16 protein-coding genes and 1 pseudogene are annotated in these 16818 nt (G+C 62.4%); 11 read left to right on the top strand and 6 right to left on the bottom strand.

From position 1 onward, the window contains the following. Nucleotides 1-183: 183 nt before the first annotated feature. The 3 genes from ACI3EV_RS02315 to panC all read left to right on the top strand — a co-directional run bounded on the left by ACI3EV_RS02315 (nucleotide 184) and on the right by panC (nucleotide 2571). Nucleotides 184-813 carry a TetR family transcriptional regulator gene (locus ACI3EV_RS02315; protein ID WP_018715394.1) on the top strand — a complete coding sequence of 210 codons (630 nt, stop codon included), beginning with the start codon at nucleotides 184-186 and terminating at the stop codon, nucleotides 811-813. Between the two features lie 99 nt (nucleotides 814-912). Then, nucleotides 913-1701 carry a 3-methyl-2-oxobutanoate hydroxymethyltransferase gene (gene panB, locus ACI3EV_RS02310; protein ID WP_337691639.1) on the top strand — a complete coding sequence of 263 codons (789 nt, stop codon included), beginning with the start codon at nucleotides 913-915 and terminating at the stop codon, nucleotides 1699-1701. A 21-nt stretch (nucleotides 1702-1722) separates the two neighbouring features. Then, complete coding sequence (gene panC / locus ACI3EV_RS02305) at nucleotides 1723-2571, top strand: pantoate--beta-alanine ligase (RefSeq protein WP_337691641.1); 849 nt, start codon at nucleotides 1723-1725, stop codon at nucleotides 2569-2571. 84 nt (nucleotides 2572-2655) lie between these two features. On the opposite strand, the gene ACI3EV_RS02300 is transcribed toward panC, so the two are convergent. The 5 genes from ACI3EV_RS02300 to ACI3EV_RS02280 form a co-directional block, all read right to left on the bottom strand. Continuing rightward, nucleotides 2656-2814 (bottom strand): hypothetical protein, encoded by a 159-nt coding sequence (locus tag ACI3EV_RS02300; RefSeq protein ID WP_018715397.1) that lies wholly within the window; start codon nucleotides 2812-2814, stop codon nucleotides 2656-2658. 85 nt (nucleotides 2815-2899) lie between these two features. Next, nucleotides 2900-3889 carry a DedA family protein/thiosulfate sulfurtransferase GlpE gene (locus ACI3EV_RS02295; protein WP_018715398.1) on the bottom strand — a complete coding sequence of 330 codons (990 nt, stop codon included), beginning with the start codon at nucleotides 3887-3889 and terminating at the stop codon, nucleotides 2900-2902. Nucleotides 3890-4012: 123 nt separating this feature from the next. Continuing rightward, nucleotides 4013-5545: a catalase gene (locus ACI3EV_RS02290; RefSeq protein WP_337691647.1), complete on the bottom strand. Its 1533-nt coding sequence runs from the start codon at nucleotides 5543-5545 to the stop codon at nucleotides 4013-4015. Nucleotides 5546-5748: 203 nt separating this feature from the next. Beyond that, on the bottom strand, nucleotides 5749-6390 hold the full coding sequence (locus tag ACI3EV_RS02285) for a CoA transferase subunit B (RefSeq protein WP_337691649.1): 642 nt from the start codon (nucleotides 6388-6390) through the stop codon (nucleotides 5749-5751). Nucleotides 6391-6411: 21 nt separating this feature from the next. Continuing rightward, nucleotides 6412-7113, bottom strand: a complete 702-nt coding sequence (locus ACI3EV_RS02280; protein WP_329770108.1) for a CoA transferase subunit A — start codon at nucleotides 7111-7113, stop codon at nucleotides 6412-6414. Nucleotides 7114-7194: 81 nt separating this feature from the next. On the opposite strand from ACI3EV_RS02280, the gene ACI3EV_RS02275 reads away from it, so the two are divergent. After that, nucleotides 7195-7797, top strand: a complete 603-nt coding sequence (locus tag ACI3EV_RS02275; RefSeq protein ID WP_329770109.1) for a PAS and helix-turn-helix domain-containing protein — start codon at nucleotides 7195-7197, stop codon at nucleotides 7795-7797. A gap of 86 nt (nucleotides 7798-7883) precedes the next feature. Further along, nucleotides 7884-8480: a peroxidase-related enzyme gene (locus ACI3EV_RS02270; protein WP_337691651.1), complete on the top strand. Its 597-nt coding sequence runs from the start codon at nucleotides 7884-7886 to the stop codon at nucleotides 8478-8480. A gap of 13 nt (nucleotides 8481-8493) precedes the next feature. Here ACI3EV_RS02270 and ACI3EV_RS02265 read toward each other — a convergent pair whose 3' ends face one another. Continuing rightward, entirely contained in the window at nucleotides 8494-8931 is a 438-nt protein-coding gene (locus tag ACI3EV_RS02265) for a thioesterase family protein (protein WP_329770111.1), read from the bottom strand. A 176-nt stretch (nucleotides 8932-9107) separates the two neighbouring features. Here ACI3EV_RS02265 and ACI3EV_RS02260 point away from each other — a divergent pair, with 176 nt between their 5' ends. From ACI3EV_RS02260 to ACI3EV_RS02235, 6 genes and pseudogenes are all read left to right on the top strand, one after another. Continuing rightward, on the top strand, nucleotides 9108-10799 hold the full coding sequence (locus ACI3EV_RS02260; RefSeq protein ID WP_329770112.1) for an electron transfer flavoprotein-ubiquinone oxidoreductase: 1692 nt from the start codon (nucleotides 9108-9110) through the stop codon (nucleotides 10797-10799). A gap of 344 nt (nucleotides 10800-11143) precedes the next feature. After that, nucleotides 11144-12405: pseudogene (locus ACI3EV_RS02255) on the top strand (IS3 family transposase). Nucleotides 12406-12606: 201 nt separating this feature from the next. After that, entirely contained in the window at nucleotides 12607-14271 is a 1665-nt protein-coding gene (locus ACI3EV_RS02250) for a CTP synthase (RefSeq protein ID WP_329771884.1), read from the top strand. After that, nucleotides 14268-15146, top strand: coding sequence for a 3-deoxy-8-phosphooctulonate synthase (gene kdsA / locus ACI3EV_RS02245; protein WP_337691658.1), 879 nt, complete (start codon nucleotides 14268-14270; stop codon nucleotides 15144-15146). Before ACI3EV_RS02250 ends, kdsA begins: the two co-directional genes overlap by 4 nt. A gap of 57 nt (nucleotides 15147-15203) precedes the next feature. Beyond that, on the top strand, nucleotides 15204-16490 hold the full coding sequence (gene eno, locus ACI3EV_RS02240) for a phosphopyruvate hydratase (RefSeq protein ID WP_337691660.1): 1287 nt from the start codon (nucleotides 15204-15206) through the stop codon (nucleotides 16488-16490). Nucleotides 16491-16517: 27 nt separating this feature from the next. Then, nucleotides 16518-16802: a septum formation initiator family protein gene (locus ACI3EV_RS02235; protein WP_329771887.1), complete on the top strand. Its 285-nt coding sequence runs from the start codon at nucleotides 16518-16520 to the stop codon at nucleotides 16800-16802. Nucleotides 16803-16818: the final 16 nt, after the last annotated feature.

Raw genomic sequence — 16818 nt, 5'->3', positions numbered from 1 at the left:
GTGCGGACATTTTATGTTCCTGCGACCAGCCGATATCGGCGTGGCGCAACAGGACATTCCGCTGACAGATCCAACATACATTCAAGAATGTATGTATATTGACGGCATCGGGACAAGCGCAAAGTATCGCAAAAAACTGAAGCCCCGCCATTTTATATGTCTTTCCCAGCCTGAGGAATCGCCGTGAGAAGAACCAAGGAAGAAGCTGAACACACGCGGCAAAACCTGCTGAATGCCGCCATCACGGTATTCAACCAGCGCGGCGTGGCGCGTACCTCGCTGGACCAGATCGCGCGCGCCGCCGGCGTCACGCGCGGCGCCGTCTACTGGCACTTCCGCAACAAGGAACACCTGTTCGAGGCCTTGTGCGAGCGTCACCTGGACCGCATGCACGACGAGATGAACCAGGTGCTGCAGCATGACAGCCCACAGGCCTGGGACGAGCTGCTGGAAACCTATATCCGCTTCCTCGAACAGCTGGCGGTGGATGGGCCGGAGCGCCAGTTCCTGTCCATTCTGCACCTCAAGTGCGAAGACGCCAGCGACATGGAAGGCATCACGCTGATCCTGAAGCGCTACCAGTACCTCTGGCACCGGCAGACGCTCCAGGCGCTGCACCTGGGCCAGCGCCATGGCCAACTGCCGGCCACGCTGCAGGTGGAACAGGCCTGCATCCTGCAGATGGCGACGTTTCTCGGCCTGCTCACCAACTGGCTCGGCGCACCTGACAGCCACGACCTGCCCGGCATGGCGCGTGCCATGGTGCACGCCACCATCGACATGATGCGCAGTCCTGCCTTGCAATCGGCCTGATGCCCTCCATCTGGGGCAAATCTGCGCCATTCTGGTGCAGGCATCCTACAATGCGCGCACGTCCGAGAATGTTCGCAGCACCAGCCAAGGAGGCCCTGCATGAAAAAAACCATTTCCGTCCTGCAGAAAATGAAGCAGGAAGGCCAGAAGATGGCCATGCTCACCTGTTATGACGCCAGCTTCGCCAGTGCCATGTCCAGCGCCGGCGTGGACATCCTGCTGGTCGGCGATTCGCTCGGCATGGTCTGCCAGGGCCGCAACTCCACCCTGCCGGTCACGCTGGACGACATGGTCTACCACACGCGCTGCGTGGCGCGCGGCGCCGGCGATGCGCTGGTGCTGTCCGACCTGTCCTTTGGCAGCTACCAGCAGAGCAAGGAGCAGGCGTTTGACAGCGCTGTCGCCCTGATGCAGGCCGGCGCTGAAATGGTCAAGCTCGAAGGCGGCGCCTTCATGGCACCCACAGTCGAATTCCTGGTGGCGCGCGGCATCCCGGTCTGCGCCCACATCGGCCTGACGCCGCAATCGGTGCACACGCTGGGCGGCTACAAGGTTCAGGGCCGTGGCGACCAGGCCGAACGCCTGCTTCAGGACGCACGCGCCCTGTCCGATGCCGGCGCGCAAATGGTGCTGATGGAAATGGTGCCGGCCGAACTCGGCGCCGAGGTCACGCGCAGCATCCCGGCCATCACCATCGGCATTGGTGCCGGCAAGGACACCGACGGCCAGGTGCTGGTGATGCACGACATGCTCGACGTCTTCCCGGGCCGCAAGGCGCGCTTCGTACGCAACTTCATGCAGGACGCCAGCTCCATCCACGAAGCCTTTGCCAACTACGTGCAGGCCGTGCGTGATGGCAGCTACCCGGCACCCGAACACAGCTACTGATTTCCCGAATTTCCTGATTCCATGCAGATCCTGACCACTGTCGAAGCCCTGCGCGCCTGGCGCAAGCAGGCTGGCACCCTTGCCTTCGTGCCCACCATGGGCAACCTGCACGCCGGCCATATCCAGCTCTGCCACACTGCCGTCGAGCGCATGCGCGCCGTGGGCGGCAAGGTGATCGTCTCCATCTTCGTCAACCCGATCCAGTTCGGCCCCGGCGAGGACCTGGACAACTACCCGCGCACCTTCGAGGCCGATTGCGAAAAACTGCAGGCAGCCGGCGTGGACGCGGTGTTCCACCCGTCCGTGCCGGAGCTCTACCCGCAAGGCGAGCAGCAGTATTTCGTCGAACCGCCAGCGATCCAGAACCTGCTCTGCGGCGAGTTCCGTCCCGGCCATTTCCGTGGCGTCGCCACCGTCGTGACCAAGCTGTTCAACCTGGTGCAGCCCGATCTGGCCGTGTTCGGCAAGAAGGACTACCAGCAGCTCAAGGTCATCGAAGGCATGGTGCGCGAACTCAACATGCCGATCGAGATCCTCGGCGTGGACACGCAGCGTGCCGAGGATGGCCTGGCGCTGTCCTCGCGCAACGGCTACCTGAGCGATGCCGAACGCGCCGAAGCGATCCGCCTGCGCCGCACGCTGGAACAGCTGGCCGATGCGATCCGGCAAGGCCGCCGCGACTACCCTGCCCTGTCAGCCGAAGCCCAACAGCTGCTCGACCAGCATGGCTGGCAGACCGACTACATCGCCATCAGCCGCCAGCACGACCTGCAGCCGGCCACGGCCGATGACCGCTCGCTGGTGATCCTGGCCGCCTCGCGCCTGGGCAAGACGCGCCTGATCGACAACCTCGAACTCGACCTGGCCTGATGCCGGCCGCCCACAACGACAAAAGGCTACCTTGCGGTAGCCTTTGCCGGTGGGTGCGCGCGACCGGATAGGCCGACGCCACCATCAACCCTGGTGCGGACGCTTGCCGGGGCGCTTCTTGTTGCGGATGTGGGAGCCGCGCTCCTGGCTGCGACGCTGGCCGTCGCCCTGCTTGATGCGGGGGGCGCCCGGCAGGGGCGGAGTAGCCTTGCGATCGGCTTCGGTAACGATCTTGTTGCCCATTTCTGACTCCTGGTGCAATTGTGGAAAACCGTTGATATTACCGCATGCTGACCGTTCTTGCAGCAGATTCCGCATAAACCGGGGTTTATACGCCACGCTGCAGCACGACATCGGCCTTGTTGCAGCGCGCCGGCAGATATTCCGACACCGGCTGCACGCCATGGCCAGCTTCCAGCCAGCCATCCAGCCCGCCCAGTAGCGGCCAGACCTGGCGGAAACCCAGGCCACGCAGCCGGCGTGCCGCCTGCGCCGCCGACACATCGCCCGGGCAGTTGCAATACACCACGATCGGGCGCTCGCGCTCCTCGTCGCTCATTTGTGTACGGAGCTGCGCCATGTCCACGCGCTGCGCACCCGGCAGGCCGTCCGGCTCCAGCGCCGTCATCTCCCGTGAGCGCACGTCCAGCACCAGCGGCTGCCAGCCCTGCTGCATGCGCTGCATCAGCTCCTCCGGCGCCATGCGCACGATGGACTGCACCTGCTTCAGGCGGTGCCGCTGCCAGATGCGATAGCCGCCAAACAGCACGACCAGCACGCCAACCAGGCCGAGTGCCAGCCAGGTGGCCTGCTCCATCGCCGCCAGCACCTGCTCGATCTGGTGGCGGAACACCAGACCCAGCACCAGGTAGGCCAGCGTCCAGACCAGCGCCGCCACGGCGTCGTACAGCACGAACTGCCAGAACGGCATGCGCATCGCACCCGTCATCGGCGGCGCCACCAGCGACACGCCCGGAATGAACTTGGCCAGCACCAGCGAGCCGCCGCCCCAGCGCGTCAGCATGCCTTCACTTTCCAGCACGCAGCTGTCCGGCGACTGCGACACCCGGCACACCAGACGCATGATGCGGCTGCCATAGTGGCGCCCCGCCGCATACCAGACCCAGTCGGCGATCACGTTGGCCAGTACCGATACCAGCAGCAAATCAATCAGCGCCATGCGTCCGGCCGCCACCAGGCCGCCGGCCACCACGATCAGTGGCGCCGCAGGCACCGGCAGGCCCACGCGTGAGGCCAGCGTGACCAGGAAAACCAGCAGCACGCCGTGCTGGTGCAGCAGATCGATCAGTTCTTGCATTCGGGGCAGTCTTGCAGGGAATTGCAGGGAGAAACAGTGGAATCAACAAAACCAGCCCCGCCTGCCGGAGCAGACGGGGCTGGTGCAGACGGAGGTGGTCTCCGTCAAGCCGATCTTACGGCATCAGGCCGGCAGTGCCACCAGCGGGTTGCCAAACATCGGGTCATCCTTCTTGGAGTCCAGGGCCTTCTGCAGGTCCAGACCCAGCGCCTTGGCGACACCAGCGCCGTAGGCCGGATCGGCCGCGTTGCAGTTGCGGATGTGGCGGAACTTGACGAATTCCGGCGCATCGCCCATGGCACGGGCGGTGTTGCCAAACAGCACTTCCTGCTGCTCGGGCGTCATCAGCTGGAACAGCTTGCGCGGCTGCTCGAAGTAGTTGCTGTCGTCCTCGTGGAAGCTCCAGTGCTTGGCGTCACCAGTGATCTTCAGCGGCGGCTCCTCGAACTCGGGCTGTGCCTGCCACTGGCCGAAGCTGTTCGGCTCGTAGTGCGGCAGGCCGCCGTAGTTGCCATCCACACGGCCGATACCGTCGCGGTGGTTGCTGTGCACCGGGCAGCGCGCGGCGTTGACCGGAATCTGCTGGTAGTTGGTGCCCAGGCGGTAGCGCTGTGCATCGGCGTAGTTGAACAGGCGAGACTGCAGCATGCGGTCCGGGCTGGCACCAATGCCGGGCACCAGGTTGCCCGGGGCAAACGCGCTCTGCTCGACGTCGGCAAAGAAGTTTTCCGGGTTGCGGTTAAGCTCGAACTCGCCCACTTCGATCAGCGGATAGTCGCCCTTGTACCAGACCTTGGTCAGGTCGAACGGGTGCAGCGGGTACTTCTCGGCATCGGCCTCGGGCATGATCTGCACGTACATGGTCCACTTCGGGAACTCGCCACGCTCGATCGCCTCGTACAGGTCCTTCTGATGGCTTTCACGGTCCTGGCCCACCAGTTCGGCGGCTTCGGCATCGGTCAGGTTCTTGATGCCCTGCTGGGTGCGGAAATGCATCTTGACCCAGAAGCGCTCGCCGTCCTTGTTCCAGAAGCTGTAGGTGTGCGAACTGAAGCCGTGCATGTGGCGGTAGCTGGCCGGAATGCCGCGGTCGCTCATCACGATGGTGACCTGGTGTAGCGCTTCCGGGTTGAGCGTCCACCAGTCCCAGTTGTTGGTGGCAGAGCGCATATTGGTACGCGGATCGCGCTTGACCGCCTTGTTCAGGTCGGGGAACTGGCGCGGGTCACGGATGAAGAACACCGGCGTGTTGTTGCCCACCATGTCCCAGTTGCCCTCTTCGGTGTAGAACTTCAGGGCAAAGCCACGGATATCGCGCTCGGCATCGGCCGCACCGCGCTCGCCGGCCACGGTGGTGAAGCGGGCAAACATCTCGGTCTTCTTGCCAACTTCGCTGAAGATGGCAGCGCGAGTGTACTTCGTGATGTCCTTGGTCACGGTAAAGGTACCGAAGGCACCCGAGCCCTTGGCGTGCATGCGGCGCTCCGGGATCACCTCACGCACGAAGTTGGCCAGCTTTTCCTGCAGCCAGACGTCCTGCGCCAGCAGCGGACCACGCGCGCCGGCGGTCAGGCTGTTGCGGTTGCTGGGCACCGGCGCACCGAAATCGGTGGTCAGGTGAGTGACGGGACAGCGGGGCTTGTTGTCGTCTTGCATGGTGGCGCTCCTGGTTCAATAGATAAGGGAAATAGGGCCTGCCGCAGTAGTGTCGAGCGGGTTCATGCATGATGCACGAAACGCCAGAAAAAATGAATTCAATTGAACTTAATAAGGTGATTGTTTTCTTCTAAATGTAACGACAAACAAAAACCGCCTGCGGCCAAGGCTGCAGGCGGTGGTTCAAATGCGCATGCCAGTGCTTACTGGATCAGCGGCACACCCGTCTTCGATTGCACTTCCTCGAAAGTCACTTCCGGTGCCAGTTCCAGCACTTTCAGGCCTTCGGGCGTCACGTCAAACACGCCCAGGTCGGTGATGATCATGTCCACCACGCCCACGCCTGTCAGCGGCAACGTGCACTCGGGCAGGATCTTCATGTCGGTGGTGCCGTCCTTCTTATTGGCCACGTGTTCCATCAGCACGATCACGCGCTTCACGCCGGCCACCAGGTCCATCGCGCCGCCCATGCCCTTGACCATCTTGCCCGGAATCATCCAGTTGGCCAGGTCACCCTTGGCGGTCACCTGCATGGCGCCCAGAATGGACAGGTTGATCTTGCCGCCACGGATCATGGCGAAGGACTGGTCGCTGCCAAAAATGGACGAGCCCTTGATGGTGGTCACGGTCTGCTTGCCGGCGTTGATCAGGTCGGCGTTTACTTCATCTTCCGTCGGGAACGGGCCGATGCCCAGCATGCCGTTTTCGCTCTGCAGCCAGACTTCCTTGTCGTCCGGTACATGGTTGGCCACCAGCGTCGGAATGCCGATGCCGAGGTTCACGTAGAAGCCGTCCTGCAGCTCCTGGGCTGCGCGCGCAGCCATCTGGTCTTGGGTCCATGCCATGGTGATGTCTCCTGAATCTGTTTACTTGCTCTCGCGGGTGGTGCGCTTCTCGATGCGCTTCTCGGGCGTGGGGTTGTGCACGATGCGGTGCACGTAGATGCCTGGCAGGTGCACGTCATCGGGGGCGATTTCGCCGGTTTCCACGATGCGCTCGACTTCCACGATGCAGATCTTGCCGGCAGTGGCAGCAGCCGGGTTGAAGTTGCGGGCCGTCAGGTTGAAGCGCAGGTTGCCGCTGCGGTCAGCCACATCGGCCTTGACCAGCGCCACCTCGGGGAACAGGCCGTGCTCCATCACATAGGTTTCGCCGTTGAACTCGCGCAGTTCCTTGCCTTCGGCCACCAGCGTACCAACGCCGGTCTTGGTAAAGAAGGCCGGGATGCCGGCACCGCCAGCACGCAGCTTCTCGGCCAGCGTGCCCTGCGGCGTGAATTCCAGTTCCAGCTCGCCCGCCAGGTACTGGCGCTCGAATTCCTTGTTCTCGCCCACGTAGGAAGAGATCATCTTCTTGATCTGGCGCGTTTCCAGCAGCTTGCCCAGACCAAAACCGTCCACGCCGGCGTTGTTGGAAATCACCGTCAGGTCCTTCACGCCGCTGGCGCACAGGGCGTCGATCAGCGCTTCCGGAATGCCGCACAGGCCGAAGCCGCCCACGGCCAGCAGCTGGCCATCCTTCACCACGCCCTGGAGCGCTTCAGCCGCGCTCGGATAAATCTTGTTCACGCTTGTCTCCTGATAATGTCAAAACAGCTCTACGATACTACGTATTCGTCTACGTAGTATTGCGTAATGGACAACACGCATATGCCATCCAGCCCCATGGAATCGCCCTTCCCCGCCAGCGCCGACTACCGCTGGGCCTTTGACCTGGCGCCCATCGGCCTGATTCTGTCACGCCAGCGCACCATCGTCGACTGCAACCAGAAGGTCTGTGAGCTTTTCTGCGTCGAGCGCGAGGACTTGCTGCAGCAGAGCTTTGCCATCCTCTACCCGAGCCAGGACGAGTTCCAGCGTACCGGCGAGCGCATCGCCCAGCCGCTGATGCACCATGGCAGCTACCGCGACGAGCGCATCATGCGGCGCGTCGGTGGCCGCTTTGCCGGCGAGCTGTTCTGGTGCCGCGTGGCCGGCCGTGCGCTGGACCGCAGTGATCCGCATGCCGCCGGCATCTGGAGCTTCGAGGACATCGATAGCCGCCAGCCGCTCACGCCCGACCGCGCCACGCTCACCCCGCGTGAGCGCGAGGTCGCCAGCCAGCTGCTGACCGGCCTGACTTCCAAGGAAATCGCGCGCGTGCTGAACCTGAGCCACCGCACGGTCGAGGTGCACCGCGCCAGCCTGATGCGCAAGTACGACACCAGCACCACCGCCGCACTGATCCAGAAGCTGATGGCCGGTTCGCCCTGACCGCCAATTCCGTGGAACACCCGATAGGCAGACCGCATCCAGCCGGTCTAGCATGCAAGGCTGTACCCACTTTCCCCCATCACGCCATGACCGACACCCAGCAGCGCTACCCCTTCCCCGCCCTGGAGAATCTGCCCGACGATATCCGCGACACCATCCTGGCGGTGCAGGAAAAGACCGGCTTCGTGCCAAACGTGTTCCTGCAGCTGGCGCGCCGCCCGGCCGAATGGCGCGCCTTCTTCGCCTACCACGATGCCCTGATGCTGCGCGAGGAGAGTTCGCTGACCAAGGCCGAGCGCGAAATGATCATCACCGCCATCAGCGCCCAGAACGAATGCCTGTACTGTGTGCTGGCGCATGGCGCGCTGCTGCGCATCTTCAAGCGCGACCCGCTGATCGCTGACCAGGTCGCCATCAACTACCGCACCGCCCACCTCAGCCCACGCGAACGCGCCATGCTGGACTTTGCCAGCAAGGTCAACCAGGCCTCGCATACCTTATGCGATGCCGATTTCGAGACCCTGCGCGCGCACGGCTTCGACGACGAGGACATCTGGGACATCGCCAGCATCACCGGTCTGTTCGGCCTGAGCAATCGCATCGTCGCCTTTACCGGCATGGAGCCGAACCCGGAGTTCTACCTGATGGGGCGCCAGCCGCGCAAGAAGCCGGCCGAAGCCTGAAACACGACAGCGCTTACTGCGCCGGCAGCACCTGCAGGATGCCGTCGCGCAGCCAGTCCGGCAGCGCCACCGCCTTGCCGGCGGCGTAATCGACCCAGACCATGGTGCAGCCGCCATCGGCCACGATGGTGTCGGGCTGGCCATCGTGCTCGATCGTCATCCACATGTCGCAGGAGCTGCGGCCCACGCTGTTGACGAACAGGCGGATGCGCAGCTGTGCCGGATATTCGAGCTGGCGGTAGAAGTTGCAGAACACATTGGCCACCACCGGGCCCTCGCCGCTCTCGACCATGGTGCCACGCGCCTCGACCAGCCAGCGCACGCGCGCCTCCTCGAAATAGCGCACATACAGCGTGTTGTTCAAATGGGCAAAGGCATCCATGTCGCCCCAGCGCATGGACAGCACGGTTTCATAAACCTGGTATTTCTCTTGGGGCAAAGGCAGTTTCATGGGATTCGTTTTCGCTAGGTGGAACAAAGGCCATATGGCAGGCGCACATTCGGTCGATTTTGTCAGAAACCGGGCGTGCACTGCACCATTTGTCCCTACAATGTGAAAAATTGTCATGCAGACGCCAGCTTAGGCTCGTGTCTGTGTCCGCTAGCTAGAAACAAGAGGGAGACACCATGACCCCACAGCAAATCCTGGAACAATTCGGTCCGCGTGAATCGATGGAATACGATGTGGTCATCGTTGGCGGCGGTCCCGCCGGCCTGTCCACCGCCATCCGCCTGAAGCAGCTGGCGGCCGAAAAAGAGCAGGAAATCAACGTTGTCGTGCTGGAGAAAGGCTCCGAGCCCGGTGCCCATATCCTGTCCGGCGCCACCTTCGACCCGCGCGCCCTGAGCGAACTGATCCCCGACTGGAAGGAAAAAGGTGCTCCGCTGGACCAGCCGGTCAAGGAAGATGCCTTCCTGACACTGAAGGAAAACTCCGCCAGCCGCCTGCCCAACTTCCTGCTGCCCAAGTGCTTCCACAACGAAGGCAACTACATCATCAGCCTGGCCGACCTGACGCGCTGGCTCGGCCAGCAGGCCGAAGAGCTGGGCGTGGAAATCTTCCCGGGCTTTGCCGCCGCCGAAGTGCTGTACAACGACGACGGCTCGGTCAAGGGCGTTGCCACCGGCAACATGGGTATCGGCAAGGACGGTGAACCCTCCGACGCCTTCCAGCTCGGCATGGAACTGCATGCCAAGTACACCATCTTCGCCGAAGGCTGCCGCGGCCACCTGGGCAAGCAGCTGATCGAGCACTACCAGCTCGACGCCGGCAAGGATCCGCAGGCCTACGGCATCGGCATCAAGGAGCTGTGGGAAGTCGATCCGTCCCGCCACGAACCCGGCCTGGTGCTGCACACCGCCGGCTGGCCGCTGGATGACGATACCTACGGTGGTTCCTTCATGTACCACTTTGGCGACAACAAGGTCGTGGTCGGTTTCGTCGTTGGCCTGGACTACCAGAACCCCTGGCTGAGCCCGTTCGAGGAATTCCAGCGCTTCAAGACGCACCCCAACATCAAGTGGTACTTCACCGACAAGGACGGCAATGTCAACGCCAAGCGCCTGAGCTATGGCGCGCGCGCCATCACCGCCGGCGGCCTGCTGAGCCTGCCCAAGACGGTGTTCCCCGGCGGCGCCCTGGTCGGTGACGATGCCGGCTACCTGAACGCCAGCCGCATCAAGGGCAGCCACGCCGCCATCAAGACCGGCATGCTGGCCGCCGAAGCCGCCTTCGACGCCATCGTCGCAGGCCGCCAGCACGACGAGCTGAGCGCCTACCCGGCCGCATTTGAATCCAGCTGGCTGTACGACGAGCTGAACAAGGCGCGCAACTTCAAGTACTGGTTCGGCAAGGGCCGCGACAAGGCGACCATCATGACCGGTATCGAGCAGAAGCTGTTCGGCGGCAACATGCCCTGGACCAAGCACCGCACCAAGGCCGACCACGTCAAGCTGAAGCCGGCCGCCGAGTGCCAGAAGATCGAGTATCCCAAGCCCGATGGCAAGCTGACCTTCGACCGCCTGAGCAGCGTGTTCATTGCCAACGTGCACCACGAGGAAAACCAGCCGGCGCACCTGACGCTGAAGGATCCGAACGTGCCGGTCAGCGTCAACCTGGCCAAGTACGGCGGCCCCGAGGCGCGCTACTGCCCGGCGGCGGTGTACGAATTCGTCGCCAACGACGACGGCAGCCAGCGCCTGCAGATCAACGCCGCCAACTGCGTGCACTGCAAGACCTGCGACATCAAGGACCCGACCCAGAACATCGTCTGGGTCACGCCGGAAGGCGGTGGTGGTCCCAACTACGGCAGCATGTAAGTTGCCTGCTTCTTCTGTCGGCAATAGCTGGCAGATGATGCGATACAAGCCCCTGCGTCTGTTGCCGCCGGGGCTTGATTGTTTTCTGCATCAGTCTTTTTTTCGACAGGATTCCTCAATCTATAATTAATACTTAATATCTAAATCATGAGGAAGTCATGTTCCAACATTGCCGGCCATCCGGAGAGTACAGACATCGCAACAACTTGCTAGCCGTATACATTATGTATACAATAAAGCCATGATCATCAGTTTCCAGCACAAGGGTCTGGAAGCTTTTTATCTCTCTGGTGACCCGTCCTGCCATAGGTTGACACTTTTCTTCATCAGGAAAGGAAAGAGTCATGGAAACAAGGGTCAAGCGCACACAGCGCGATTACACGCTAGCCTTCAAGTTGGCCGTCGTGGAACAAGTGGAAAAAGGCGAACTGACGTACAGGCAGGCGCAGGCCAGATATGGCATTCAAGGACGTTCAACGGTGTTGACGTGGCTGCGCCGCCATGGTCGCCAGAATTGGGACTCCATGGCATCATCCGCGATCATGCCGATCGACAAATTCTCCACCCAACTTACCCCAGAGCAGCAAATCAAGGCACTGCAAGTGCAGTTGGCCCAGGCACAGGAGAAGGCCAGGTTGTTTGAAGCGGTGCTCGACGTCCTTAAGAAGGATTACGGCGTGCGTGTCGTAAAAAAGCCTTCGGGCAAGTCCTTGAGCAAGGGCTCGTGCAAGGGCTGAGCATCAGCAGGGCCTGCCAGTACATGGGCATGAGCCGGCAAGCGTACTACCAGGGGCGCCAGCGACACACGCAGTGCATGGAGCGTGCACAGACCGTAGTGCAGCTGGTGCGGCAGCAACGTATGCGTCAGCCCCGCGTGGGTACACGCAAGTTGCATCACATGCTGCGCGAGCCCTTGCAAGAGGCGGGCATCAAGATGGGGCGCGACACCTTGTTCGATGTGCTGCGCAACGCCCGCTTGCTCGTGCCCCATCGCCGTGCCTATCACAAGACCACTGACAGCCATCACTGATTCAGGCGCCACCCCAACTTGCTCAAGGTTGGAGAGGGGCAAGTACAGGCAACAGGCAGCGAACAGGTATGGGTCGCTGATATCACCTATTTGCCTACAGCAGGCAAGTTCGTCTACTTGAGCCTGGTGACGGATGCGTATTCACGCAAGATTGTGGGCTGGCATGTGCACGAGAGTCTGCAGACCGAGGAGGTTGCGCAGGCGATGAAGATGGCATTGCGCACGCGACAGACGCGCCAGCGGCTGGTACATCATTCGGACAGGGGAATACAGTATTGCGCGACACACTATCAGGAGCTGCACCAGCGACATGGAGTCACGTGCTCGATGACAGATGGCTATGATTGCTATCAGAATGCGCTGGCCGAGCGGGTCAACGGCATTCTAAAGACAGAGCTTCTGCTGCATCGTCCGGCTGACTTGGCTCAGGCACGGCGCATGGTGGCTGAATCTGTGCAGATCTATAACCACGAGCGGGTTCATACTTCGCTGAAAATGCAAACGCCCGATGCGATGCATCGGGCATCATTGGCCGCAACTGCAGGAGCAGCCTGCCAATTTGTGGTGTCAACTTAATTCAGGACGGGTCAACCTACAATTATTTTGCGAAGTTTACACATTTTTTGTTGCTGGTTGCAACCATACACAAATCCGCGTTCCGGGCAATCAGAAAAACCACGCAGCAGCTGGCGCAAACCGTCCCGCTTGCCTGCAGCTGCCGGCCTGTACGTATAATTGGAATTTCCCACCACGCGAGGGCAAGCCTCGCTATTGGCCATGACTACCAAATTCGTATTCGTCACCGGCGGTGTCGTCTCTTCCCTGGGCAAGGGCATCGCGGCGGCGTCGCTGGCTGCCATCCTGGAATCGCGCGGCCTCAAGGTCACCCTGATCAAGCTGGATCCCTACATCAACGTGGACCCCGGCACCATGAGCCCCTTCCAGCACGGTGAAGTGTTCGTCACTGACGATGGCGCCGAAACCGACCTGGACCTGGGGCACTACGAGCGTTTCATCGAAACGCGCATGAACAAGTCCAACAACTTCACCACCGGACGCATCTACCAGTCGGTGCTGGAGAAGGAGCGCCGCGGCGACTACCTGGGCAAGACGGTGCAGGTGATCCCGCACATCACCAACGAGATCCAGGAGTACATCAAGCGCGGTGCCGGCATCGGCACGCCGGATGCGGTCGATGTCGCGATCTGCGAAGTCGGCGGTACCGTGGGTGACATCGAGTCCCTGCCCTTCCTGGAAGCCGTGCGTCAGTTGAGCCTGAAGCTCGGCCCCAACCACAGCGCCTTTGTCCACCTGACCTATGTGCCGTGGATTGCCGCTGCCGGCGAGCTGAAGACCAAGCCAACCCAGCACACGGTGCAAAAGCTGCGCGAAATCGGCATCCAGCCCGATGCCCTGCTGTGCCGCGCCGATCGCGAGATCCCGGGCGAGGAGCGCGAGAAGATCAGCCTGTTCACCAACGTGCCCGAGTGGGGCGTGATCAGCATGTGGGACGTGGACACCATCTACAAGGTGCCGCGCATGCTGCACGAGCAAGGCCTGGACGGCCTGATCTGCGACAAGCTGCGCCTGAACACGCCGCCGGCCACGCTGAAGCGCTGGGACGATCTGGTCTACGCGCTGGAACACCCGCAGCACACGCTGCGCGTGGCCATGGCCGGCAAGTACGTGGAACTGTCCGACAGCTACAAGTCGATCAACGAGGCGCTGCGCCACGCCGGCATGAAGAACCACAGCCGTGTGGAAATCTGCTACATCGATTCCGAAACGCTGACGCCCGAGAACGTGGCGCAGGAGCTGTCGGTGTATGACGCGATCCTGGTGCCGGGCGGCTTTGGCAAGCGCGGAGTGGAAGGCAAGATTGCCGCTGCCCGCTATGCGCGTGAAAACGGCGTGCCCTACCTCGGCATCTGCCTGGGCATGCAGGTCGCCACCATCGAATACGCGCGCAACATGGCCGGCCTGGCCAACGCCAACAGCACCGAATTCGAACCCGACACACCCTACCCCGTCATCGCCCTGATCGACGAGTGGAAGGACGCCGATGGCAGCATCCAGACGCGCAACGCCGATTCCGACCTGGGCGGCACCATGCGCCTCGGCGCGCAAAGCTCGGACGTCAAGCCGGGCACGCTGGCGCACCAGATCTACGGCGACGTGGTGACCGAGCGCCACCGCCATCGCTACGAAGCCAACACCCAGTACCTGGATCGCCTGAGCGAGGCCGGCCTGGTGATCTCGGCGCGCACCCAGCGCGAGCACCTGACCGAGATCGTCGAACTGCCGCAGAATGTGCACCCCTGGTACGTGGGCGTGCAGTTCCATCCGGAATTCAAGTCCACCCCCTGGGACGGCCACCCGCTGTTCAATTCCTACATCAAGGCCGCGCTGCAACGCCAGCAGTCCGGCAAGGAGCAAGCATGAAACTCTGCGGATTCGACGTTGGTCTGGAGCATCCCTTCTTCCTGATTTCCGGCCCTTGCGTGGTCGAAAGCGAGCAGCTGCAGCTGGATGTGGCCGGTCGCCTGCAGGAAATCACCGGCAAGCTGGGCATTCCCTTCATCTTCAAGAGCAGCTACGACAAGGCGAACCGCTCCAGTGGCAGCAGCTTCCGTGGCCCCGGCATGCAGGCCGGCCTGGACATCCTGGCCAAGGTCAAGCGTGAACTGAACGTGCCGATCCTGACCGATGTGCACACCGAAGCCGAAGTGCCGATGGTGGCCAGCGTGGTCGACGTGCTGCAGACGCCGGCCTTCCTGTGCCGCCAGACCGATTTCATCCGCGCCGTGGCCCAGTCCGGCAAGCCGGTGAACATCAAGAAGGGCCAGTTCCTGGCTCCGCACGACATGAAGAACGTGATCGACAAGGCGCGCGCGGCAGCTGCCGAAGCCAGTCTGGAAACCGACAACTTCATGGCCTGCGAGCGTGGTGCCAGCTTTGGCTACAACAACCTGGTGAGCGACATGCGCTCGCTGGCAATCATGCGCGAAAGCGGTGCGCCGGTGGTCTATGACGCCACCCACAGCGTGCAGCTGCCGGGCGGCCAGGGCACCAGCAGCGGCGGCATGCGCGAGATGGTGCCGGTGCTGTCGCGTGCGGCGGTGGCGGTTGGCGTGGCCGGCCTGTTCATGGAAACCCACCCGAACCCGAGCTGTGCCCTGAGCGATGGCCCCAACGCCGTGCCGCTGGAGCACATGCCCGAGCTGCTGGAAACCCTGCTGGAGCTGGATCGCGTCACCAAGAAGACGATCGCCAGCCGTGGCCTGCTGGAAGAGCGCATCCAGCAGTTTTGCCAGTAAGCCAGCCTGATCCGTATTTGTCCGATTTTTTGAAAACCCGAGAGAAAAGGAACTCCCATGAGTGCAATCGTTGATATCGTCGGCCGCGAAGTCCTGGACAGCCGTGGCAACCCCACCGTCGAGTGCGACGTGCTGCTGGAAAGCGGCGTGATGGGCCGCGCTGCCGTGCCGAGCGGCGCCTCCACCGGCAGCCGCGAGGCGATCGAACTGCGTGACGGCGACAAGAGCCGTTACCTGGGCAAGGGCGTGCTGAAGGCGGTCGATCACATCAACACCGAAATCCTGGAAGCCGTGCTGGGCCTGGACGCCTCCGAGCAGGCCTTCCTGGACCGCACCCTGATCGAACTGGACGGTACCGACAACAAGAGCCGTCTGGGCGCCAACGCCATGCTGGCCGTGTCCATGGCCGTGGCCCGCGCTGCTGCCGAAGAATCCGGCCTTCCGCTGTACCGCTACTTCGGTGGCATGGGTGGCTACCAGCTGCCGGTGCCGATGATGAACGTGATCAACGGTGGCGCACACGCCAACAACAACCTGGACCTGCAGGAGTTCATGATCATCCCGGTGGGCGCTCCGTCCTTCCGTGAAGCGCTGCGTTACGGCACCGAGGTGTTCCACGCGCTGAAGAAGATCATCCACGACAAGGGCATGAGCATTGCCGTGGGCGACGAAGGCGGCTTTGCCCCGAACGTCGACAACCACGAAGCCGCGATCCAGCTGATCCTGCAGGCGATCAGCGACGCCGGCTACACCCCGGGCCAGGAAATCGTGCTGGGCCTGGACTGCGCCAGCTCCGAGTTCTACAAGGACGGCAAGTACGTGCTGGAGGGCGAAGGCGGCCTGCAGCTGACGGCCGAAGAATGGGCCAACATGCTGGCGACCTGGTGCGACAAGTACCCGATCATCAGCATCGAGGACGGCATGGCCGAAGGCGACTGGGACGGCTGGAAGCTGCTGACCGAGAAGCTGGGCCAGAAGGTGCAGCTGGTCGGCGACGACCTGTTCGTGACCAACACGAAAATCCTGCAGGAAGGCATCGAGAAGGACATCGCCAACTCGATCCTGATCAAGATCAACCAGATCGGCACCCTGACCGAAACCTTCGAAGCGATCGAGATGGCCAAGCGCGCCGGCTACACCGCCGTGATCAGCCACCGCTCCGGCGAGACCGAGGACAGCACGATTGCCGATATCGCCGTGGGCACCAACGCCGGCCAGATCAAGACCGGCTCCCTGAGCCGCTCCGACCGCATGGCCAAGTACAACCAGCTGCTGCGCATCGAGGAAGACCTGGGCGACATCGCCGTGTACCCGGGCCGCAAGGCGTTCTACAATCTGCGCTAATCCCGCAGCCGTCACACCCGCATCGCCATGAACCTGTCCATCAATCGCATCGTCACCGCCGTGCTGATTGCCGTGCTGCTGGTGCTGCAGATCCAGATCTGGACCGGTCGTGGCAGCGTGCAGGAGGTGAGCCTGATGAAGCAGCAGCTGGAAAGCCAGCGCGATACCAACGCGCAGCTGGAACAGCAGATCAGCCGCATCGAATCCGAGATTGCCGACCTGAAGGAAGGCCTGTCCACGGTGGAAGAGAAAGCCCGTTACGAGATGGGCATGCTCAAGCCGAACGAGATCTTTGTGCAGATTGCACGCTGAGCGCCCTGCTTCCAAC

It is taken from the genome of Allobrachymonas wangyanguii, from assembly GCF_045055315.1.
Lineage (GTDB): Bacteria > Pseudomonadota > Gammaproteobacteria > Burkholderiales > Burkholderiaceae_C > Brachymonas > Brachymonas wangyanguii.
The sequence above is the reverse complement of the archived record's forward strand: the minus strand, read 5'-3'. Positions and strand labels throughout refer to the sequence as shown.